The sequence below is a fragment of the Aeromonas sp. genome, assembly GCF_050252055.1.
GTDB lineage: Bacteria > Pseudomonadota > Gammaproteobacteria > Enterobacterales > Aeromonadaceae > Aeromonas > Aeromonas caviae.
The window spans coordinates 373,668-391,747 of sequence record NZ_JBFWLQ010000003.1; the positions used below are offsets into that span (position 1 = coordinate 373,668).

Sequence of the window (18,080 nt, forward strand, 5' to 3'; positions counted from 1 at the left end):
CGGCGGCGACCAGAAAGCAGCCCCAGACGCGAACCAGAGTGTAGAAAAAAACCTAGTCCACTGATATCACACGGTATTCCAAAAACCGGAGAGTGGGTTCCCGGTCACATACCGGGGCCAGGGCGCCCACATCAAGGCGGGGTTCCCTCCCCGCCCGGGGCCGACATCCGGCCTCAGAGGTAGTCGCGTACCAGCAGTTCGGCAATCTGCACGCTGTTGGTTGCCGCGCCCTTACGAACGTTATCGGCCACGATCCACATATTGATACCACTCGGATGAGAAATATCCTGGCGTACCCGCCCGACCATCACATCATCCTGACCGGTGGCATCGCGCACCGGGGTCGGGTAGTCCCCTTCATCATCAAACAGGGTGACGCCCGGGGCATTGCGCAACAGATCCTTGACCTGCTCGGCGTCCAGCGGCTGGTGCAGCTCCACATGGACCGCCTCGGCGTGACCATAGAAGACCGGTACCCGCACGCAGGTAGGGTTCACGGCGATGCTGGCATCCCCCAGGATCTTCTGGGTCTCCCACACCATCTTCATCTCTTCCCGGGTGTAGCCGTTGTCGGTGAAGGCATCGATCTGCGGGATCAGGTTGAAGGCGATCTGCTGCGGATAGAGGGTCGGCTCCACCGGGCGGCCGTTGAGCAGGTGGGCGGTCTGGCCCGCCAGCTCGCTCACCCCTTCCTTGCCGGAGCCGGAAACGGATTGGTAGGTCGCCACGTTGATGCGACTGATGCCTACCTCATCGTGCAGGGGCTTGAGGGCCACCAGCATCTGGATGGTGGAGCAGTTGGGGTTGGCGATGATGTTGCGGTTGCGAAAATCGGCCAGCGCGTCCGGGTTCACTTCCGGAATGACCAGGGGAATGTCCTCGTCGTAGCGGAAGCAGGAGGTGTTGTCGATGACGATGCAGCCGTGCTCGGCGGCGATGGGCGCCCATTTGGCCGAGACCTCGGCACCGGCGGAGAAGAGTGCGATCTCCACCTGGCTCCAGTCAAAGGCCTCCACATCAAGGATGTCGACGTTCTTGCCGCCAAAACGCACCGTGTCCCCAGCGCTGCGACTGGAGGCGAGCGGATAGAGGGTCGCTACCGGGAAGGCGCGCTCCTCCAGGATCTCGATCATGGCCTGACCCACGGCGCCGCTGGCACCCAATACCGCTACGTTGAATTGCTGACTCACTGATCTGTTCTCCTGTGATGCGGCCCGTCGGGGCCGGGCATGAGGGCCCCGGCTGGCACGCGTATCGGTTTGATGACAGGCCCGCCATGATGCCGGGCCGGGGGGAAGCGCCGCCTGGGCAAGCCCCTCCCCTTGTTGAAATCGGGTTTATTGCTTCGAGACGGCAAAGCCCAGTCGGGCCAGTCTGTCGTCGGCGAAGGGCCCTTTCAGTTGCAAGGCGCCCAATTCGCGCCGCTCGGGGTAGCGCTTGCGCTGCTCATCGAAGCTGCCGGGCAGCCCGATCCGGTTGCGAAAACGGGCGTCGTCACGGCGCACGTCATAAACAAGGTGGACAAGCTGCTTGATGAGCGCCTGATCCGCCGGCTGCCCCGGCGTCAGCTCGCGCACCTCGGGGGCAGGCAGCAGGGATTGCAGATCCTGGCGCGGGGTGCGCCCCAGTTGCCGGCACAGCGCCTCATAGAGCATCCAGGTGCCACGGGCCTTGCCTTCCAGGCTGTAACCGGCGATGTGCGGGGTGGCCAGCTCGGTATGGGGCACCAGTTCATTGAGGGGCTCCGGCTCTCCTTCCCACACGTCCATCACCAGTCGCAGGGGATGGGGTCCCTGCTGGCGGACAAGCAGGGCACGGTTGTCCCACACCTCGCCGCGGGATGCGTTGATGAGGATCTGCCCGGCCGGACGCTCGGCGATCTCCTCGGCTCCCAGCAGGTGGAAGGTGGCCTCATCCCCTTCACGAAGATAGGGGACATGGAAGCTGACGATGTCGGCATCCAGGGCAGTGCGGTAATCCACGAAGTCGCCAGCGGCGCCGCTACGGGCCAGGGGCGGGTCGCAGCGCAGCACCTTCATCCCGAGCGCCTCGGCCTTGCCGGCCACGCTCTCGCCGGTGTTGCCGGCACCGATGACGGCGAGGCTCATCTCGCTCAAGGTCAGCTCATGGCGTTCCGCCAGAACCAGCAGGGCGGAGAGCACGTAGTCCCCCACCGACACCTTGTTGCAGCCGGGGGCGCTGAAGAAGGGGATGCCCCGCGCCGCCAGCAGCTCCTGATCGATGTGATCCGTGCCGATGGTGGCCGTGCCGACAAACCCCAGCCTGGGGCAACTCGCCAGGAGCGCTTCGTTGACCCGGGTCACGGAGCGCACCAGCAGCACATCCGCCTCTTGCAGATCCGCGGCCTTTATTTCTCGTCCCGGCAGGGGAACCACTTCACCAAATTCCGCAAACAGCTCCACCGCATGGGGCATATTTTCATCAACGACGATCTTCATCGGCACGCATCTCGTCCACAAGGGCCACAGGCGCGCCATTCTAGCCCAAACGCGGCGGATTTTCAGAGGCTTGTTGGCAGACCGCTCTGCGGCCATCTTTCCGCCTTCCGGCCTCAGGTGCGGGCACGATGTCCGGCAGCATCATATGTAACAGCCTGTTGCCCTCGCCCCCTTCGCCTTGACCAGAGCAACCTGACTGGCACAATGACGCCTCTTTCTAGCCGCTCGCGCCACCGAACCGGACCCCTTGATGCCGACTCACTCCTCTTCGTTGCCACGCCGCAAGGTGCTTCATTTCAATGCCCTCCTGCTCCTTCCCCTGCTGCTGCTCGTCTGCCTGCCCTGGCAACCGTTCATGACCCAGGCCCTGCAATCGGGCTGGCTATGGTGGCCCTACGCCCTCACCCGCATGGTGGACTTGCCGGGACTGGTCTTCACCATTGCCGCCCTGCTGCTGCTCACAAGACACAAGCTGACGCTGGACGGTCGCGCCCTGTTGGCGCTGGCTGGCGCCCTCTTTGCCGTGCTGGCGAGCGACTGGGTCATCAAGAGCCTCATCAAGCTGCTGACCGAGGAGCCCAGGCCCTACCTCATCTGGCTGGAGAGCCAGGAGCTGATCCCCGCCATCCGCCAGTTCTATGGGGGAAGCCAGGCCCTTCGCAGCGAACAGGTCCACGCCGCGACCCAGTTGCTGGCGCTGCCCGCCTGGCTCGGCCAGCACTGGCAGGCAGAGGTCAACTACGCCTTTCCCTCCGGTCACAGCATCGCCGCCATGAGCCTCGCCCAGTTCTTCGGCCTGATCTGGCTGGCCCGGGCACCCGCCGGAGCCTGGCTGCTGCCGCTCTGGGCCATCGGGATCGGCCTCTCGCGCACCCTTATCGGCATGCACTGGCCCCTGGATGTGCTGGCAAGCGCCCTGCTTGGCAGCCTTACCGCCCTCCTGGCCGCCCGCTGGTGGTTGCGCCACTACTGACCTCCAATAAAAAACGGGCACCTGGGTGCCCGTTTTTATCGCTTGTACGCCACTCACCCCTTCTGCTGCCAGCCCTCGGGATACTTGTAGCCGACGAAGCGCTTGGCGGCATAAGCCTTGAATTCGGGGGAGTTGTAGGCGGCCGCCACATCCTTGGCGAACGGCTTGCCCGCATCGGCGCTCTTGACCACCACCCAGTTGATGAAGTCATAGCTGCGCTCGAGGAAGAGGCCGGAGCTGAACGGGATCCCGCTTGAGGCGGCAAAGTTGCCGTTGATGACGGAGAAGTCCACATCCTCACGGGAGCGCGGCAGCTGCGCCGCTTCCAGCAGCACCAGCTTGAGGTTGTGGGGGTTCTTCACCACGTCGAACTCGCTCGCCTTGAGGGGATTGATCCCCTCCTTGAGGCTCAGCCAGCCCAGATCCTGCAACATCAGCAGTGCTCGCGCCTGGTTGGTGGGATCGTTCGGGATGGCGACCGTGCTTCCCTCTTTCACCGCCTTCAGATCCCCCAGCTTGCCGGCGTAGAGCCCCATGGGACCGGTCGGTACCTGGGTGATGGGCGCCAGAGAGAGACCCCGGTCTTTGGCGAAGCTCTCCAGATAGGGCTTGTGCTGGAAGCAGTTGACGTCAAGCGACCCGTCCGCCAGGGCGATGTTGGGGGTCACGTAATCGGTGAACTCCACCAGTTTGACCTTGTAGCCCTTGGCTTCGAGCTGCGGCTTGATGGCGTCGGTCACCATGTCGGCAAAGTCGCCAACCGTGGTGCCGATGACGATCTCTTTCTTCGCCTCATCGATGGCAAAGGCGGACAGCGGCAGGCTGCTGGCGAGCAACGCCAGGGCGGAAAGGGTGAAGAAGGAACGACGTTGCATAAAAACTCCCTGTCAACATGATCATCAAAACGGTGAGCGGTCGGGGGCGCAAACATGCAGTCAGCGCACAACCATCTAGCCATCCAAACGGCTAACTGAGCACACCATAACAGAGCTCGTAGCCTTCGCCAAGCAACAAAACCGGGCAAGCTTGGCCAGCACGAAGCAAAGCGCATCCCGCAACTGGATGAAAAATCTTTGACGGAGCACGCAGTTATGCGCCTTGCCCTCTCCCTGCCTGGCGTCAAACTGGCTTATTGTGGTCATTCGATACCCATTTACACAAGTTCCAATGAGGGCCTGATGGGCTGCTCTACACCCAGGCAACACAAGGAGTCACCGTGTTCGATCATGTTGAAATCAAGGTGGTGCGTTTTCACTCCTGTCAGCACTTCTACGCCACCGTGCTGGCTCCTCTTTTGATAGAACTCAAATGGTCTGATGAGACGGCGGCCGGTTTTGGCCTGATGGGCCGCGATCACGTGGGCTTTCTGATTGAGCGGGGGCAGCAGGGCGCCTCCTGCCATCTCGCATTCAGGGCCGACGACGCGACCCAGGTGGATGCGTTCCATCACGCAGGGATCAAGGCAGGTTTTGCCTGCAATGGGTTGCCGGGACTGCGTCCCCACTATGCCCCCAATTACTACGCCGCCTTCCTGGGCGATCCCGATGGCAGCAACATCGAGGCGATGACCTACATTGAGTCCTCACACGCCGCAAACACATCGCAGCACTGTGCCACCCAGCAAAAGGCCCTGCATTCGGTGAATCCAGGGCCTGAGAAGTACACGTAATGAGTCGGGTTAGATTATTTGACCGCCTTGCTGGCGTTCTCCAAGGCCTGCTTCTCGGCGGCGTTCATGATGGACGCCTGGCGGTTTTGCTCGGCCTGGTAGCAGGCGTCCTTGCTGATCCCTTGCGCCTGGCATTCCGCCATGCGTTGTGCCGGGCTGGCGCAACCGGCCAAAAGGCCAGCCAGGGAGACGAACAGGATTATCTTCTTCATGGTACTTCTCATCGTTAATGGAAAATCGTCCAACTACGCAGTAGCGGGTTGATGCGTCGCCCCTTGTCATGCACACCACAACTGAGAAAACGGGCTCCATGACGGGCATCCTAGTGTCCCCCACGCCGTCGGTCAGCTCACAATTTGTATCAAGATGTACGCGAGAATGGCTCCCAGGATGGCGCTGTATCTCATCCGCAACGGAGAAAGGAGACAAAAAATGCACAAACACCATCACCCAGGCCTGCTGGTGGTCGATTTCCAGGGCAAGCTGGCCCGCCTGGTCGAGGAGAGCGACGCCCTGATTGCCAATACCGCCAGGCTGGTGCAAGGGGCCAGGGTGCTGGGGCTGCCGGTTGTCTGGCTGGAGCAGAACCCGGACAAGCTCGGTGCCACCGTGCCCGAATTGCAGTCGCTGCAGGCAGGCGATCTTGTGCTGCCCAAATACAGCTTCGGCGCCCTGGGTGAGCCGACGGTGGCGGCCGCGTTGGCCGAGAGCGGGATCGAGCATTGGCTGGTATGTGGCATCGAGACCCATATCTGCGTCTACCAGAGCGTGCTGGGGCTTCTCGCCAGCGGTGCCGGGGTCTCGCTGGTGGTGGATGCGGTGTCGTCCCGCACCCTTGCCAACCGGGATCTCGCCATCGCTCAGCTGGCGGCCCGGGGCGCCGCCCTCACCTCGGTGGAGATGTGCCTCTATGAGCTGATGGGGGATTGCCGCCATCCGGCATTTCGCCAGATCCTCTCCCTGGTGAAATGACCGCCATGATGGACAATATGGCGCCCTTTCTGTTCGCCCTCATCGCCTTCGGGGCGGCACTCATGGTGACGGTGACGGGGATGGCGGCCACCCGTCACTATCTTGCCTGGCTCTGGCTGGGGATCATGCTCTTCTTCGGGCTGTGGTGGACGCTGCTGGGGATGCCGCCGCTCCTCGCCGAACCAGCCCCTCTCTGACCATGCCGCCCGGACGGCTCAGCCCCCCAGACGCTCCTGCAGATAGTCGTATCCTCCCCCCTCCCTTGGCACGAAGCTCAGCCTGTGGGTCAGACCGGGGGGCGCATCATCGGCATGATGGGAAACGAACAACAGCTGGGTTCCCTCGCCCACGAGGCGCGCGACCATCTCCCGCACCAGGTGACGGTTGAGGGGATCCAGTCCCTGCAGGGGTTCGTCCAGGATGAGCAGCGGCGGATGTTTGACCAGGGCACGGGCGATCAGCACCAGTCGCTGCTGACCGAAAGAGAGAGAGTGGAAAGGCTGCGCCCCCTGATCGGCCAGCCCCAGCAGGGCCAGCCACTGGTTGGCCAGCGCCAGCTGACGATCCCCCGGCCGGGTATAAAGCCCGATGGAGTCGTAGAAACCGGAGAGGATCACTGTCTGCACCGGGCAGCTGACACGATAGTCCAGATGCAGCGCCGGGCTCACGAGCCCGATATGGCGCTTGATCTCCCAGATGCTCTCGCCGCTGCCCCGCCGCCGTCCGAACAGATGGAGCTCATTGTTGTAACCTTGCGGGTGATCTCCGGTGATGAGGGAGAGCAGGGTCGACTTGCCAGCGCCGTTTGGTCCCACCAGTTGCCAGTGCTCCCCCTCGTCAATGGTCCAGTCGAGCCCGTCGATGATCACCTGATCCCCGTAAGCGATACGCATGGCTTTCATGACGACCCGAGGGCCGGGAGGCAAGGGCTCGGGTGTCGTCAGCGGTGGCGGCAAACGGGGGGATACGGTTTCGGCGCGAGCCAGCTGGGCCACCTCCTGGCTGCCGAGCACCGCCTCGCGCTCCCCCGCCAGCAGCAGACGACACTCGCCGAGCAGGCCGAGGTGAGTGGCAAAGGGGGGGATCTCGTCAAAACGGTTGACGATCACCACCAGGCGCAGCCCCTCTGACACCAGGTCGGCCAGCAACATCATCAAAGAAGCCCTGGCCCCCTGATCCAGACCATCGAAGGGTTCGTCCAACACCAGCAGCTCGGGTCGCCCCAGCAGGGCCCGGGCCAGCAGCAGCTTGCGCCCCTCCCCGCTCGAGAGGTAGCGATAGGGGCGCTCCCACAGGGATTCAATGCCAAAACGGGCCAGCAGCGCGCGGGCCTCATGCTCCTCGTCCCCCGCCTCCAGCATCAGGGTCGATACCCGATACCCCGCCTCCTCCTCTTCTCCCAGCATGTCGGTATTGCGCCGCTGCCAGTCCAGCTCCCCCAGCTGTTGCTGCGACTCGAACGAGAGTCGCTCGGCCCGGACTCGACCCGATACCGCTCCGGCACGCACGGCCAGCTCGCCGCACAGGGCCGACGCCAGCGCCGTCTTGCCGCTGCCGTTGCTGCCGACGAAGGCCCAGCAGGCCTGCGGAGTGAGACAGAGTTCGGGAATAACCAGGGTGTGGTGGCCACGCAGGGCCAGGGTGGCGGATTGCCACTGCAATGAGGTCATGGGATCGTCCTGTGATGGGTGCGGAGCGCCTTGCTCTTTCCCCTTTTAACAGAAAAAGGGGGGCGCAGACAAAAACGGCGCCATTGCGGCGCCGTGTCATCAAAAAGCGGGGACGGGTTTAGCCGGCCTTGTGCTGCTCGGCCAGATAGAGCCAGGTGTCGACCACGGTATCCGGGTTGAGCGACACGGAATCGATCCCCTGCTCGACCAGCCAGGCGGCGAAGTCCGGGTGATCGGACGGCCCCTGGCCGCAGATCCCCACGTACTTGCCCGCCTTGCGGGCGGCGGCGATGGCCATGGCCAGCAGCGCCTTGACCGCCTCGTTGCGCTCGTCGAACAGGTGGGCGATGAGCCCGGAGTCCCGATCCAGCCCCAGGGTCAACTGGGTCATGTCATTGGAGCCGATGGAGAAGCCGTCGAAGTGCTCGAGGAATTTGTCCGCCAGCAGCGCATTGGAGGGCAGCTCGCACATCATGATGACTTTCAGGCCGCGCTCGCCACGGCGCAAGCCGTTCTCAGCCAGTATCTCCACCACCTGCTCCGCCTCACCCAGGGTACGCACGAAGGGGATCATCACCTCGACGTTGGTCAACCCCATGACATCCCGCACCCGTTTCATCGCCTCGCACTCGAGGGCGAAGCAGGGGCGGAAGCTGTCGGCGATGTAGCGCGACGCACCACGGAAACCGATCATGGGGTTCTCTTCATGGGGTTCGTAACCACGGCCCCCCACCAGGTTGGCGTACTCATTGGACTTGAAGTCCGACATCCGCACGATGACCCGCTCAGGCCAGAAGGCGGCCGCCAGGGTAGCGATCCCTTCCGTCAGCTTGGCTACGTAGAACTCCCTGGGGCTCTCGTAGCCCGCGATCATCCTGGTGATGGTGGCCTGGAGTTCCGGGGTCTGCTGATCGAACTCCAGCAGCGCCTTGGGGTGGACCCCGATCATGCGGTTGATGATGAACTCGAGGCGGGCCAGGCCCACACCGGCATTCGGCAACTGGGCAAAATCGAAGGCGCGGTCCGGATTGCCGACGTTCATCATGATCTTGATGGGCAGGCGCGGCATGTTGCCCACCTCGGTCACCGCCACGTCAAAGTCGAGCTCGCCGTCATAGATGAAGCCGGTATCCCCTTCCGCACAGGAGACGGTGATGAGCTGACCATCCTGGATGTGGTCGGTGGCGTTGCCGCAACCCACCACTGCCGGAATGCCAAGCTCCCGGGCGATGATGGCGGCGTGACAGGTGCGTCCACCCCGGTTGGTGACGATGGCGGAAGCGCGCTTCATGATGGGCTCCCAATCCGGATCCGTCATGTCGGTGACCAGCACATCGCCGGGCTGCACTTCATCCATCTGGCTGATGGAGGAGATGACACGGGCCGGACCCGCGCCAATCTTGTGGCCGATGGCACGCCCCTCGATCAGCACCTTGCCGGTTTGCTTGAGGGCAAAGCGCTCGAGGGTATTGGCTTCCTGGCGGCTACGCACGGTTTCCGGACGGGCCTGAACGATGTAGAGCTTGCCATCCTGACCATCCTTGGCCCACTCGATGTCCATCGGGCGACCGTAGTGCTGCTCGATGATGAGGGCCTGCTTTGCCAGGGCCATCACTTCCTCGTCCGTGATGCAGAAGCGGTTGCGCTCGGCATCGGTGGTGTCAACCACCTTCACCTGACGGCCATGACCGGCATCCCCGGAGTAGGTCATCTTGATGAGCTTGGAGCCCAGCGTCTTGCGCACCACGGCGGGGCGCCCGGCCTTGAGGGTCGGCTTGTGCACATAGAACTCGTCCGGGTTGACGGCCCCCTGCACCACCATCTCGCCCAGGCCCTGGGCGCCGGTGATGAAGACCACGTCGTTGAAGCCGGATTCGGTATCCAGGGTGAACATGACGCCGGAGGCGGCGAGATCCGAGCGCACCATGCGCTGCACCCCGGCAGAGAGTGCGACCCCCTTGTGGTCATAGCCCTGATGGACCCGGTAGGAAATGGCGCGATCGTTGAACAGCGAGGCAAACACATGCTTGATGGCCGTCATGACGGCATCGATACCGCGCACGTTGAGGAAGGTCTCCTGCTGACCGGCAAACGACGCATCCGGCATGTCTTCCGCGGTGGCGGAGGAGCGCACCGCGAAGGAGGCCTCGAGTCCGGCACTCAGCTTGTCGTAGGCGGCCCGCACGGCCTGCTCCAACGCAGGCTGGAACGGCGCTTCCACCACCCAGTCGCGGATCTGCTGACCGGCCTTGTTGAGGGCGGCGATATCGTCCACATCCAGGCTGTCGAGCAGGTCGTGGATCTTGCCGTTGAGGCCGCTTAACTCCAGAAACTCGTTAAACGCAAAGGCCGTGGTCGCAAACCCGCCCGGTACGGACACGCCGGCCCCCGAGAGGTTGCTGATCATCTCGCCAAGGGATGCATTCTTGCCGCCGACGCGTTCAACGTCCTGCATACCGAGCTGTTCGTACCAGAGTACGTACTGTTGCATTTGCATGTCTCCAGGTTGGGGGGCCAGGGTGACAATTCACCTGCTGTGCCAAGTCGTGTGTTTTTGTTAGTGTCTGTTGCCAACGACCATGAAAACGTTTTCTATTTATTGTCAAAAAAATCCCCGAGCAAGAGTTGGGGATGGTCGTTTGACACAGGCATTCTACAATAGCGACACAAAAAGGTAACGATTCAGGTTTGCAAGCGAGTTCACAACTTGGGCATGGCAGATCTGTTGACAAAAACGATATGGTTTCGAGAGATACTTATTTCTCGCCGCCCCCTGGAGCGCACCACAGGAGTCCGCAGTGCACACCGTATTCTATGTATCCGACGGCACCGCCATCACCGCCGAAGTCTTCGGCCACGCCGTGTTGAGCCAGTTCCCCCTGGCCTTCGAGCAGGTCACCATCCCCTTTGTCGAGACCCAGGAGAAAGCGCGCCAGGTACGGGCACGCATTGACGAGCAGTTTCGCCAGACCGGGGTGCGCCCCATCCTGTTTCACACCATCGTCGACCCCATGGTGCGTGAAGAGGTGCTCAAGGCCCAGGCCAGCAGCCACGATTTTCTCAACACCTTCGTGAGCCCTCTCGAACAGGAGCTCGGTATCAAGGCCGAACCCAGGTTGCACCGCACCCATGGCATGGAAAACCGCAAGCTTTACGACGATCGCATCGAAGCGGTCAACTTTGCGCTGGCCAACGACGATGGCATCACCACCAGGGAGTATGACGAGGCAGACATCATCCTCATCGGGGTCTCCCGTTGTGGCAAGACACCGACCAGCCTCTATCTGGCACTGCAATTTGGCATTCGCGCCGCCAACTATCCCTTTATCGAGCAGGACATGGGATCGCTGGAGCTGCCCGCCGCCCTCAAGGCCAATCGCCACAAATTGTTCGGCCTCACCATCATGCCGCAGCGGCTGCACGAGATCCGCAACCAGCGCCGCGCCAACAGCCGCTACTCCTCGCTTGATCAATGCAAACAGGAGCTGGCCAGCGTCGAGAGGCTGTTCCGCCAGGAGGCGATCCGCTTCCTCGATACCAGCTCCCACTCGGTCGAGGAGATCAGCGCCAAGATCCTGGAAGCAACCGGCCTTCGCCGCCAGCTCTGCTAACCTTCAAGGCTGTGACAGCACAACGCACCATTAAACAGGTGAGTGGCAAGATAACGAAACAGAAGAACAGGATGAAAAAATGATGCCAGCATCATCGCTGGCATCCCATCACTCGCGGGGCAAGCAGGCTCAGGGCTTGTTGAGTTCCTTGTTGTTCATCAACATGCCGTGAAAATGGATGAGTCCCCTCCCCTTGCGGACTCGCTCGCTCAGCCAGCAGGCTGGCACCATCCCCATCCCGGCAGCAAGGATGAGCACCATGGCGATGTGGTTCACCAGGTAATCCGCTCCCAACCAGCCCCAGACAACAAGGCTGCTCATCGCCATCGTCAGCAACATGGGGGATAGCCAGATCCCGAGCCAGAGCACGGCCATCACCAGGCCACCCACAATACGCTCAATCATATGAGTCCCTTTTTATCAAAGGGAAACAGAGCCATGAAAACAGAACCGAGTCAAGAGATGGAAATCCACTCGAACACAAAACAAGCAATCACTCTCAAAACCCCTTTCCAGATCATGAAAAACCTGCATGGCGCACAAAACAGCAGCCAATGATGAGGAAAACAGGTGCATGGACGGTCGATTATCACTATTCTGCTCGGGTTGGTAGCCGCTACAAAAAACAGCCAGCGGCAAACCGTAACGATATAAATACGGATTTCGTCACGTTTTCGGCACAAGATGCCGCGCCAGGCAGAGGAAGTGCTGTGGCTGACGGGACGCGAGCCGAGTGATTTCAGCGACGTAAGGAAGGAAGCATGGATCTTCAACAACACGGCGACGAGCTCAAGCGCGGTCTGAAAAACCGCCATATCCAGCTTATCGCACTGGGCGGTGCCATCGGTACAGGCCTGTTCCTCGGCATTGCCGACACCATCAAGATGGCGGGCCCTGCGGTGCTGCTGGGCTATGCCATCGGCGGCTTCATCGCCTTCCTCATCATGCGCCAGCTGGGCGAGATGGTGGTGGAAGAGCCGGTTGCCGGCTCATTCAGCCATTTTGCCTACAAGTACTGGGGTGACTTCGCCGGCTTCGCTTCCGGCTGGAACTACTGGGTGCTCTATGTACTGGTGAGCATGGCCGAGCTGACGGCAGTCGGTATCTATGTCCAGTACTGGTGGCCCGAGATCCCGACCTGGATGTCGGCGGCCTTCTTCTTCGTGCTGATCAACGCCATCAACCTCTCCAACGTCAAGGCGTTCGGCGAGATGGAGTTCTGGTTCGCCATCATCAAGGTGGTCGCCATTCTCGGCATGATCGGATTCGGCGGCTGGATGCTGTTCTCCGGCAGCGGCGGCCCCGAGGCCACGGTCAGCAACCTCTGGGCCCAGGGTGGCTTCTTCCCCAACGGCGTCGGCGGGCTGGTGATGGCAATGGCCTTCATCATGTTCTCCTTCGGCGGTCTGGAGCTGGTCGGCATCACGGCAGCAGAAGCGGACAATCCCGAGAAGAGCATCCCAAAGGCCACCAATCAGGTGATCTACCGCATCCTCATCTTCTACATCGGTGCCCTCACCGTACTGCTCTCCCTCTATCCCTGGGGCAAGGTAGTGGAAGGCGGCAGCCCGTTCGTGATGATCTTCCATGCGCTCGACAGCAACCTGGTAGCCAACGTACTTAACCTGGTGGTGCTGACCGCCGCGCTGTCGGTGTACAACAGCTGCGTCTACTGCAACAGCCGCATGCTGTTTGGCCTGGCCAAGCAGGGCAACGGCCCCAAGGCCCTGCTCAAGACTAACAAGAGCGGCGTGCCCCTGACCGCCATCACCATCTCGGCCGCGGCCACCCTGCTGTGCGTGCTCATCAACTATTTGATCCCGGGCAAGGCCTTTGGTCTGCTGATGTCTCTGGTGGTCTCCGCCCTGGTCATCAACTGGGCCATGATCAGCCTGGCGCACCTCAAGTTCCGCAAGGTGAAGGCTGCAGAAGGCGTCACCACCAAGTTCAAGGCACTGTGGAGCCCGTTTGGCAACTACCTCTGCCTCGCCTTCATGGCCGCCATCCTGGTGATCATGTACATGAACGACGGCACCCGCATCTCGGTCGAGCTGATCCCGGCCTGGGTCCTGGTACTCGGTATCGGCTATCTGCTCAAACAGAAGAGCCAACGCAAGCTGGCTACCAACCTGGGCTAGGCATCAAGCCTCCTCCAACAAAAATGCCGGTCACTGACCGGCATTTTTTATTCCATTCCCGTTTCACCTGACCCAATTCGCGGCTCACTTGTCCTGCCAGCCCCTGCAATGACAAACCCGAGGGGTTGCCTCGGGTTTGAGTGATGGACAAAGGGGCTGTGTTATTCCAGCAGGAAGACGGCTTCTACATTGTCAGTGATGCTGATCTGCTGCTGTTGATAGCTGTTTTCCATCATGTCGGCGGCAGGGGCTGCCGCAGCCTTCATGGCACGGGTATAGACCGGCATGGGGGAACTGTTGCGGTATTCAACGCTATATACCTTGCCAAGCTTCATGCCGAAAGCCTTGGCCAGGGATTCCGCCTTGCTCGTGGCATCAGCAACAGCACCAAGCCGGGCCTGCTCCTTGATGACCTGTGGTGACTTCAGGCCGTACTCTATCTGGGTCACGGACTCCAGACCCGCCTTGAGGGCGGTGTCCATCAGCTGGCTCAACTTGTCGAGCTGGTAGAGTTTGACCGCCAGCTGACGCTGGGCACGGTAACCCACCATTTCGGGTTGCTTGTTCTGGGGGTACTGGTACTCGGGGGAGATCACCAGATTGCCAGCCTCCACGTCGCTGCGCTTGATGCCGAGGCTCTCCAGCTGGCCAAAGAAGGCTGCTACCTTGGTATCTACCTGCTGTTTGGCCTTGATGCCCTGCTTCTCCAGTGCCGTGACGGCGACATTGAGCGTCAGCATGTCTGGTTCAGCCTTCTGCTCCGCATAGCCACTGACGACCAGATGGGGGGCCTGAGGAACCTCGATGGCAAGCAACGGAGCACTGACAACCAGCGCGGACAGGGTAAGAAGGGGACGCCACATAAAAAAACCTCCATCATTTAGATGGAGGTCATTATGCATGTCGTCGATTGGGATTCATATATCGTGTGTCGGCGGGATCTGGTCCAGCACCTGATTGGTCATGTCGATATTGATGCTGATCTCCCCTCCTCCTGAATTGCCATGGCTTGTCATCACAGAAGCAGGCGCCGGGCTGCCAAACAGCGATTCATCCTCAAAGTGGAACGAATCCCACGACAGAACATGACCTTGTGATGGCAGATTCGGCTCGGACGTCGTCACGACGGCCAGCCCCCCCCAGTCAAGCTCCTCACCGTGGCTGAGCAGCCCCTGCAAGGAGGTATCGCTCAGGCTCTGCAACGAATACTCCTGCTGCCCCCACTCATGGCCGACCAGCACCATCATATGGGGCAGGGGCGCATCCTCTGCCGGCGTGAAGCTGATACGAGAAGCGGCAAAGTCCACATTCAGCAACCCCGCCACCTCACCATCTTCGCTCTCCAGCTCCAGACCGTTGAGCGTGTCACCCGTTATCGTGGCCTGATAGCCAAAGCGGCCGGTGCAGACGATATTGTCCTGCCCGTTCCAGCTATAGCGAATGCCGTCGATGTCGACCCAGTTGAATGACTGCATGGTGACCCTCTCCTGATACTGCAGCTATCTTATCTGCCCACTCCATCAAATAACAGGGGCCGGGCACACCCGGCCCCCATACCCTGCTTACGGATCGACCTTGAGGTTGCCCTGATCCAGCAGATCCTGAATGATCTGCAGATTGGATTTGCCAGCCGTCAGATCCACGTTGTCAAAGAGGATGGTATGAGTCGTGGTGCCACTTCCCGCTCCATCCAGATCAATGGTCAGTGTCGACTTGCCACTGCCCGGACCAGGAGCAAAGGTAAGATAGTGATCCAGTGTGCTCGCATCGGCATGCTCACCACTGAGCAGTTCACTCAGGTCCAGAACATCTCCATTGGCCCCCGTGGTGAAGTCTTTGATGGTATCCGTGCCTCCTGCATCACCTGCCATCCATTTGAAGGTATCCTTGCCTGCCCCACCAGTCAGGGTATCACTGCCGGTACCCCCAATCAGCAGGTCGTCGCCACCACCACCACTCAAGATGTCGTTACCTGCCAGTCCGCTCAAGACGTTGGCATTACCATCGCCGGTCAGGCTGTCGTTGAACATGGACCCTACCAGATTTTCCATGTTGCTCAGGCTGTCTGTCCCTGCCCCTCCGGTATTCTGACTGGCACCATTGACTGTGACCGTGACCCCAGCAGCGCTGTCGAAGTAACTGGCCGTATCATTGCCGTTGCCGCCGTTCAGGGTATCGTTGCCAGCGCCACCGATCAGGAGATCATTGCCCTCACCACCATTCAAGGTGTCGTTACCGAGTCCTCCAAGCAGGATGTCGTTCCCGGCATTGCCGTTGAGCGTATCGTTTCCAGATCCCCCAATAAGGATCTCGTCGAGATAGCTCCCGGTAAGTGTCAAACCGCTCTGCACATCCACATACACCTTGGCCGTATCTGTGGTCGTGCTATTGGTGTAGTTGAACGAACCCTCGTAAGAGTTGGGAGTCGCATTGCCGGAGGTATCATCAAATGTTACCGAGCCTGCATTGTCTGTGACGGTCCCTCCCACAGCTCCCGAGACGCCCGTGATCATCTGGGTCGCAGCCAGAGGCCCGGTGTCATTGGCAAGCAGAGCCCAATCCGGAATGGTCGCCGGGTCCTGGTTGGTGATGATAAAGTCATCACGAACCACGGTAGGACCGACCGCCGGGTTGATAACGATGGACAAGGTGCTGGACGCAGTATCCCCATCATTGTCTATCACACTGTAACCCACGACCTGGTTTATCCCCCCGACCGGAATGGATGTCGGCGGAGTATAGGTGTAGGCGCCGTTGTCCATATCCACCTTGAGGATGCCGCCTGCAAGTGTAATGGTCCATTCATTGGTCGCTGTATTGAAAGTCCCGACTGATGTTCCTCCCGAGACGCCAGCGGAGTCCGTCTTCTGGTTGTAGGTATAAGTCACCCCGCCCACGGTAATGGCATTGAGCCAGCCACCGTCGGCCCCAGCACTCGCTGCTACCCCGTTGATCAGTTGTCCTGCCAGGGGCGGAGCTACCACGGTGCTCAAAAGGGTCGCGGTCAGTTGGCTGAAGTCAGTCACCACCACTGCGGTGGTATTCGCCGGGCTGGCACCACTGACCCCGTTGTAGGCAATGGGATCCAGTGCAGACTGGGTCGCTCCCGAGCCCATCCCGAGCGCGTATGAATTGATGTTGTTCGCCGTCAGGAAATCGGCCCAGTCCTTGGTTTCACCGCTCAGTGTCGTGCCGTCACCATCGATCCCGTTCCCACCGCCAAGCGAGTTGTTGCCATCAGGAACTGTGGCGGGGGTACCGCTCAACGAGTTGGCATTTGGCAGACCATCCGACATGAAGTAAGAGACATTTTGCGCATTAGCGAGTCTACCTGTATCGCCAAAGGCTTTGATTGCCTCGTTCAGTGCATCATCGTAGTTGGTCGAGTCCGTGGGGGTAAGGCCAAGGATGATGGCCTTGGCTACATCGACCGAGACCCACACCCCGGTCGGATTGGCGGCTGAAGTGGAGAAGGTCACGATATTGACCATGACGCTGCCGTAGGCGCTGTATTTGTCCAGCAGCTCCAAAGCGGACTTTTGCATCACCTGCATCCGAGTCATGCCTTGATAGCCCGATGGATCACCCATACTGCCGGAAATATCGAGGATCAACATCAGATTCGTGTTCTGCACCTGAGTCGCCTGGCCTGCATTGGTAACAGCATTGGCAATGGGGGCATCATCACTGATCACAACCTGCAGGTTACCCGTGCCACTGTCGCCACTGGCATCCGTAGCCGACACGACGAAACTCGGACCATTCGCTGTATCACTGTTGCCTTGAACGTTGTGAGTCAGCACATTGTCTTTGAGCGTGTAGGTATAGTTCACCGTGTAGACACCGGCCGTGGGTCCGCTGACACCGGTTACCGTCAGCATTCCTTCCGTATTGTTGATCAAGGTCTGACTGCCGCCACTGGTCAAGTTGTAAGCCTGCCCACCGATGGTCAAGGTAGTCAGATTTTCCCCCTGGGTGTTGATGGTGAAGCTGCCATTGAATATCTCCGAATTACCACTGGCGGCCGTCCCCTCAGGCAGTCCCTCCTCATCAACCGTCGCATTGCCGATGGTCAATACAGGGACACGGGTATCCTGAGCAATATTGATGGTCAGAGTTGCCGGATCCGTATCACCATCGCCATCTTTGAGCGTGTAGGTAAATACCTCCGAGGCCCCCACGGGAACCGATGCCGCCGTGAGCGTATAACTGTATTCGCCATCCAGCCCCATGGTCAGCGTCCCATACAGCCCGGTCACAGTGAATCCACCGGCAGGATTACTGTCTGAATTGCCGTTCGAGCTCACGACCTGGCTGATTGCCGCACCATCCGCCCCCATGACGTCCACCCCGGCACCGGCTGTACCGCCGATGGTACCCGCCCCGGTAATGACATTGCCCGTCACCGGAGTGAACACACCTTCAGTGGCACTGTCAGCATCATCGTTGGCCGTCGGCACGTCATCCACGATCTGCACGCTCAGGGTGTTCGAGGCCGAATCCCCGTCGCTGTCCACCAGGCTCACCGCGAAGTCTTCGAACAGGCTGTTGTTGCCGTTCGCCGTCGGGTGCGCCTCATTGTCGTTCA

16 protein-coding genes are annotated in these 18,080 nt (G+C 60.6%); 6 read left to right on the top strand and 10 right to left on the bottom strand.

Annotated elements, in window-relative coordinates:
* Positions 1 to 173: 173 nt before the first annotated feature.
* A complete protein-coding gene (locus AB7E19_RS07740) occupies positions 174 to 1,190 on the bottom strand; it encodes an aspartate-semialdehyde dehydrogenase (protein ID WP_010675142.1) in 1,017 nt (338 codons plus the stop codon).
* A gap of 147 nt (positions 1,191 to 1,337) precedes the next feature.
* Entirely contained in the window at positions 1,338 to 2,459 is a 1,122-nt protein-coding gene (locus AB7E19_RS07745; RefSeq protein ID WP_322131599.1) for a 4-phosphoerythronate dehydrogenase, read from the bottom strand.
* A gap of 250 nt (positions 2,460 to 2,709) precedes the next feature.
* Between AB7E19_RS07745 and AB7E19_RS07750 the strand changes: the two genes are divergently transcribed.
* Positions 2,710 to 3,432, top strand: a complete 723-nt coding sequence (locus AB7E19_RS07750) for a phosphatase PAP2 family protein (RefSeq protein WP_029314731.1) — start codon at positions 2,710 to 2,712, stop codon at positions 3,430 to 3,432.
* A gap of 53 nt (positions 3,433 to 3,485) precedes the next feature.
* On the opposite strand, the gene AB7E19_RS07755 is transcribed toward AB7E19_RS07750, so the two are convergent.
* The gene (locus tag AB7E19_RS07755; RefSeq protein WP_010675145.1) at positions 3,486 to 4,307 is read right to left on the bottom strand and encodes a MetQ/NlpA family ABC transporter substrate-binding protein; all 822 of its coding nucleotides are present in this window, start codon (positions 4,305 to 4,307) and stop codon (positions 3,486 to 3,488) included.
* Between the two features lie 341 nt (positions 4,308 to 4,648).
* Here AB7E19_RS07755 and AB7E19_RS07760 point away from each other — a divergent pair, with 341 nt between their 5' ends.
* The gene (locus tag AB7E19_RS07760) at positions 4,649 to 5,101 is read left to right on the top strand and encodes a VOC family protein (protein ID WP_427934871.1); all 453 of its coding nucleotides are present in this window, start codon (positions 4,649 to 4,651) and stop codon (positions 5,099 to 5,101) included.
* A 14-nt stretch (positions 5,102 to 5,115) separates the two neighbouring features.
* Here the strand turns inward: AB7E19_RS07760 and AB7E19_RS07765 are convergent, their stop codons facing one another.
* The gene (locus AB7E19_RS07765; protein WP_010675148.1) at positions 5,116 to 5,313 is read right to left on the bottom strand and encodes a hypothetical protein; all 198 of its coding nucleotides are present in this window, start codon (positions 5,311 to 5,313) and stop codon (positions 5,116 to 5,118) included.
* A 220-nt stretch (positions 5,314 to 5,533) separates the two neighbouring features.
* Between AB7E19_RS07765 and AB7E19_RS07770 the strand changes: the two genes are divergently transcribed.
* Together AB7E19_RS07770 and AB7E19_RS07775 are read left to right on the top strand one after the other, a co-directional pair.
* A complete protein-coding gene (locus AB7E19_RS07770) occupies positions 5,534 to 6,073 on the top strand; it encodes a hydrolase (RefSeq protein ID WP_427934872.1) in 540 nt (179 codons plus the stop codon).
* 17 nt (positions 6,074 to 6,090) lie between these two features.
* On the top strand, positions 6,091 to 6,270 hold the full coding sequence (locus AB7E19_RS07775) for a hypothetical protein (RefSeq protein ID WP_223918067.1): 180 nt from the start codon (positions 6,091 to 6,093) through the stop codon (positions 6,268 to 6,270).
* Positions 6,271 to 6,288: 18 nt separating this feature from the next.
* Here the strand turns inward: AB7E19_RS07775 and modF are convergent, their stop codons facing one another.
* The gene (gene modF / locus AB7E19_RS07780; protein ID WP_427934874.1) at positions 6,289 to 7,743 is read right to left on the bottom strand and encodes a molybdate ABC transporter ATP-binding protein ModF; all 1,455 of its coding nucleotides are present in this window, start codon (positions 7,741 to 7,743) and stop codon (positions 6,289 to 6,291) included.
* A 118-nt stretch (positions 7,744 to 7,861) separates the two neighbouring features.
* Positions 7,862 to 10,234, bottom strand: a complete 2,373-nt coding sequence (gene ppsA / locus AB7E19_RS07785) for a phosphoenolpyruvate synthase (protein ID WP_427934875.1) — start codon at positions 10,232 to 10,234, stop codon at positions 7,862 to 7,864.
* 307 nt (positions 10,235 to 10,541) lie between these two features.
* Between ppsA and ppsR the strand changes: the two genes are divergently transcribed.
* Positions 10,542 to 11,354 carry a posphoenolpyruvate synthetase regulatory kinase/phosphorylase PpsR gene (gene ppsR / locus AB7E19_RS07790; RefSeq protein WP_010675153.1) on the top strand — a complete coding sequence of 271 codons (813 nt, stop codon included), beginning with the start codon at positions 10,542 to 10,544 and terminating at the stop codon, positions 11,352 to 11,354.
* Positions 11,355 to 11,483: 129 nt separating this feature from the next.
* Here the strand turns inward: ppsR and AB7E19_RS07795 are convergent, their stop codons facing one another.
* Entirely contained in the window at positions 11,484 to 11,759 is a 276-nt protein-coding gene (locus AB7E19_RS07795; protein ID WP_322131595.1) for a hypothetical protein, read from the bottom strand.
* A 356-nt stretch (positions 11,760 to 12,115) separates the two neighbouring features.
* Between AB7E19_RS07795 and AB7E19_RS07800 the strand changes: the two genes are divergently transcribed.
* On the top strand, positions 12,116 to 13,492 hold the full coding sequence (locus AB7E19_RS07800; protein ID WP_104454345.1) for an amino acid permease: 1,377 nt from the start codon (positions 12,116 to 12,118) through the stop codon (positions 13,490 to 13,492).
* Between the two features lie 161 nt (positions 13,493 to 13,653).
* On the opposite strand, the gene AB7E19_RS07805 is transcribed toward AB7E19_RS07800, so the two are convergent.
* From AB7E19_RS07805 to AB7E19_RS07815, 3 genes are all read right to left on the bottom strand, one after another.
* On the bottom strand, positions 13,654 to 14,355 hold the full coding sequence (locus AB7E19_RS07805; RefSeq protein ID WP_010675156.1) for an SIMPL domain-containing protein: 702 nt from the start codon (positions 14,353 to 14,355) through the stop codon (positions 13,654 to 13,656).
* Between the two features lie 54 nt (positions 14,356 to 14,409).
* Positions 14,410 to 14,967 (bottom strand): hypothetical protein, encoded by a 558-nt coding sequence (locus tag AB7E19_RS07810; RefSeq protein WP_322131594.1) that lies wholly within the window; start codon positions 14,965 to 14,967, stop codon positions 14,410 to 14,412.
* Between the two features lie 87 nt (positions 14,968 to 15,054).
* A partial coding sequence (locus AB7E19_RS07815; RefSeq protein ID WP_427934878.1) for a type I secretion C-terminal target domain-containing protein occupies positions 15,055 to 18,080 on the bottom strand: 3,026 nt, incomplete at its 5' end.

Bases quoted from the DNA above. Each gene is read 5' to 3' on its own strand.
- AB7E19_RS07750 (WP_029314731.1), top strand. From the start codon at position 2,710: ATGCCGACTCACTCCTCTTCGTTGCCACGCCGCAAGGTGCTTCATTTC.
- AB7E19_RS07795 (WP_322131595.1), bottom strand. From the start codon at position 11,759: ATGATTGAGCGTATTGTGGGTGGCCTGGTGATGGCCGTGCTCTGGCTC.
- AB7E19_RS07800 (WP_104454345.1), top strand. From the start codon at position 12,116: ATGGATCTTCAACAACACGGCGACGAGCTCAAGCGCGGTCTGAAAAAC.
- AB7E19_RS07770 (WP_427934872.1), top strand. From the start codon at position 5,534: ATGCACAAACACCATCACCCAGGCCTGCTGGTGGTCGATTTCCAGGGC.
- ppsA (WP_427934875.1), bottom strand. From the start codon at position 10,234: ATGCAACAGTACGTACTCTGGTACGAACAGCTCGGTATGCAGGACGTT.
- modF (WP_427934874.1), bottom strand. From the start codon at position 7,743: ATGACCTCATTGCAGTGGCAATCCGCCACCCTGGCCCTGCGTGGCCAC.
- AB7E19_RS07775 (WP_223918067.1), top strand. From the start codon at position 6,091: ATGGCGCCCTTTCTGTTCGCCCTCATCGCCTTCGGGGCGGCACTCATG.
- AB7E19_RS07755 (WP_010675145.1), bottom strand. From the start codon at position 4,307: ATGCAACGTCGTTCCTTCTTCACCCTTTCCGCCCTGGCGTTGCTCGCC.
- AB7E19_RS07745 (WP_322131599.1), bottom strand. From the start codon at position 2,459: ATGAAGATCGTCGTTGATGAAAATATGCCCCATGCGGTGGAGCTGTTT.
- AB7E19_RS07810 (WP_322131594.1), bottom strand. From the start codon at position 14,967: ATGCAGTCATTCAACTGGGTCGACATCGACGGCATTCGCTATAGCTGG.
- AB7E19_RS07805 (WP_010675156.1), bottom strand. From the start codon at position 14,355: ATGTGGCGTCCCCTTCTTACCCTGTCCGCGCTGGTTGTCAGTGCTCCG.
- AB7E19_RS07765 (WP_010675148.1), bottom strand. From the start codon at position 5,313: ATGAAGAAGATAATCCTGTTCGTCTCCCTGGCTGGCCTTTTGGCCGGT.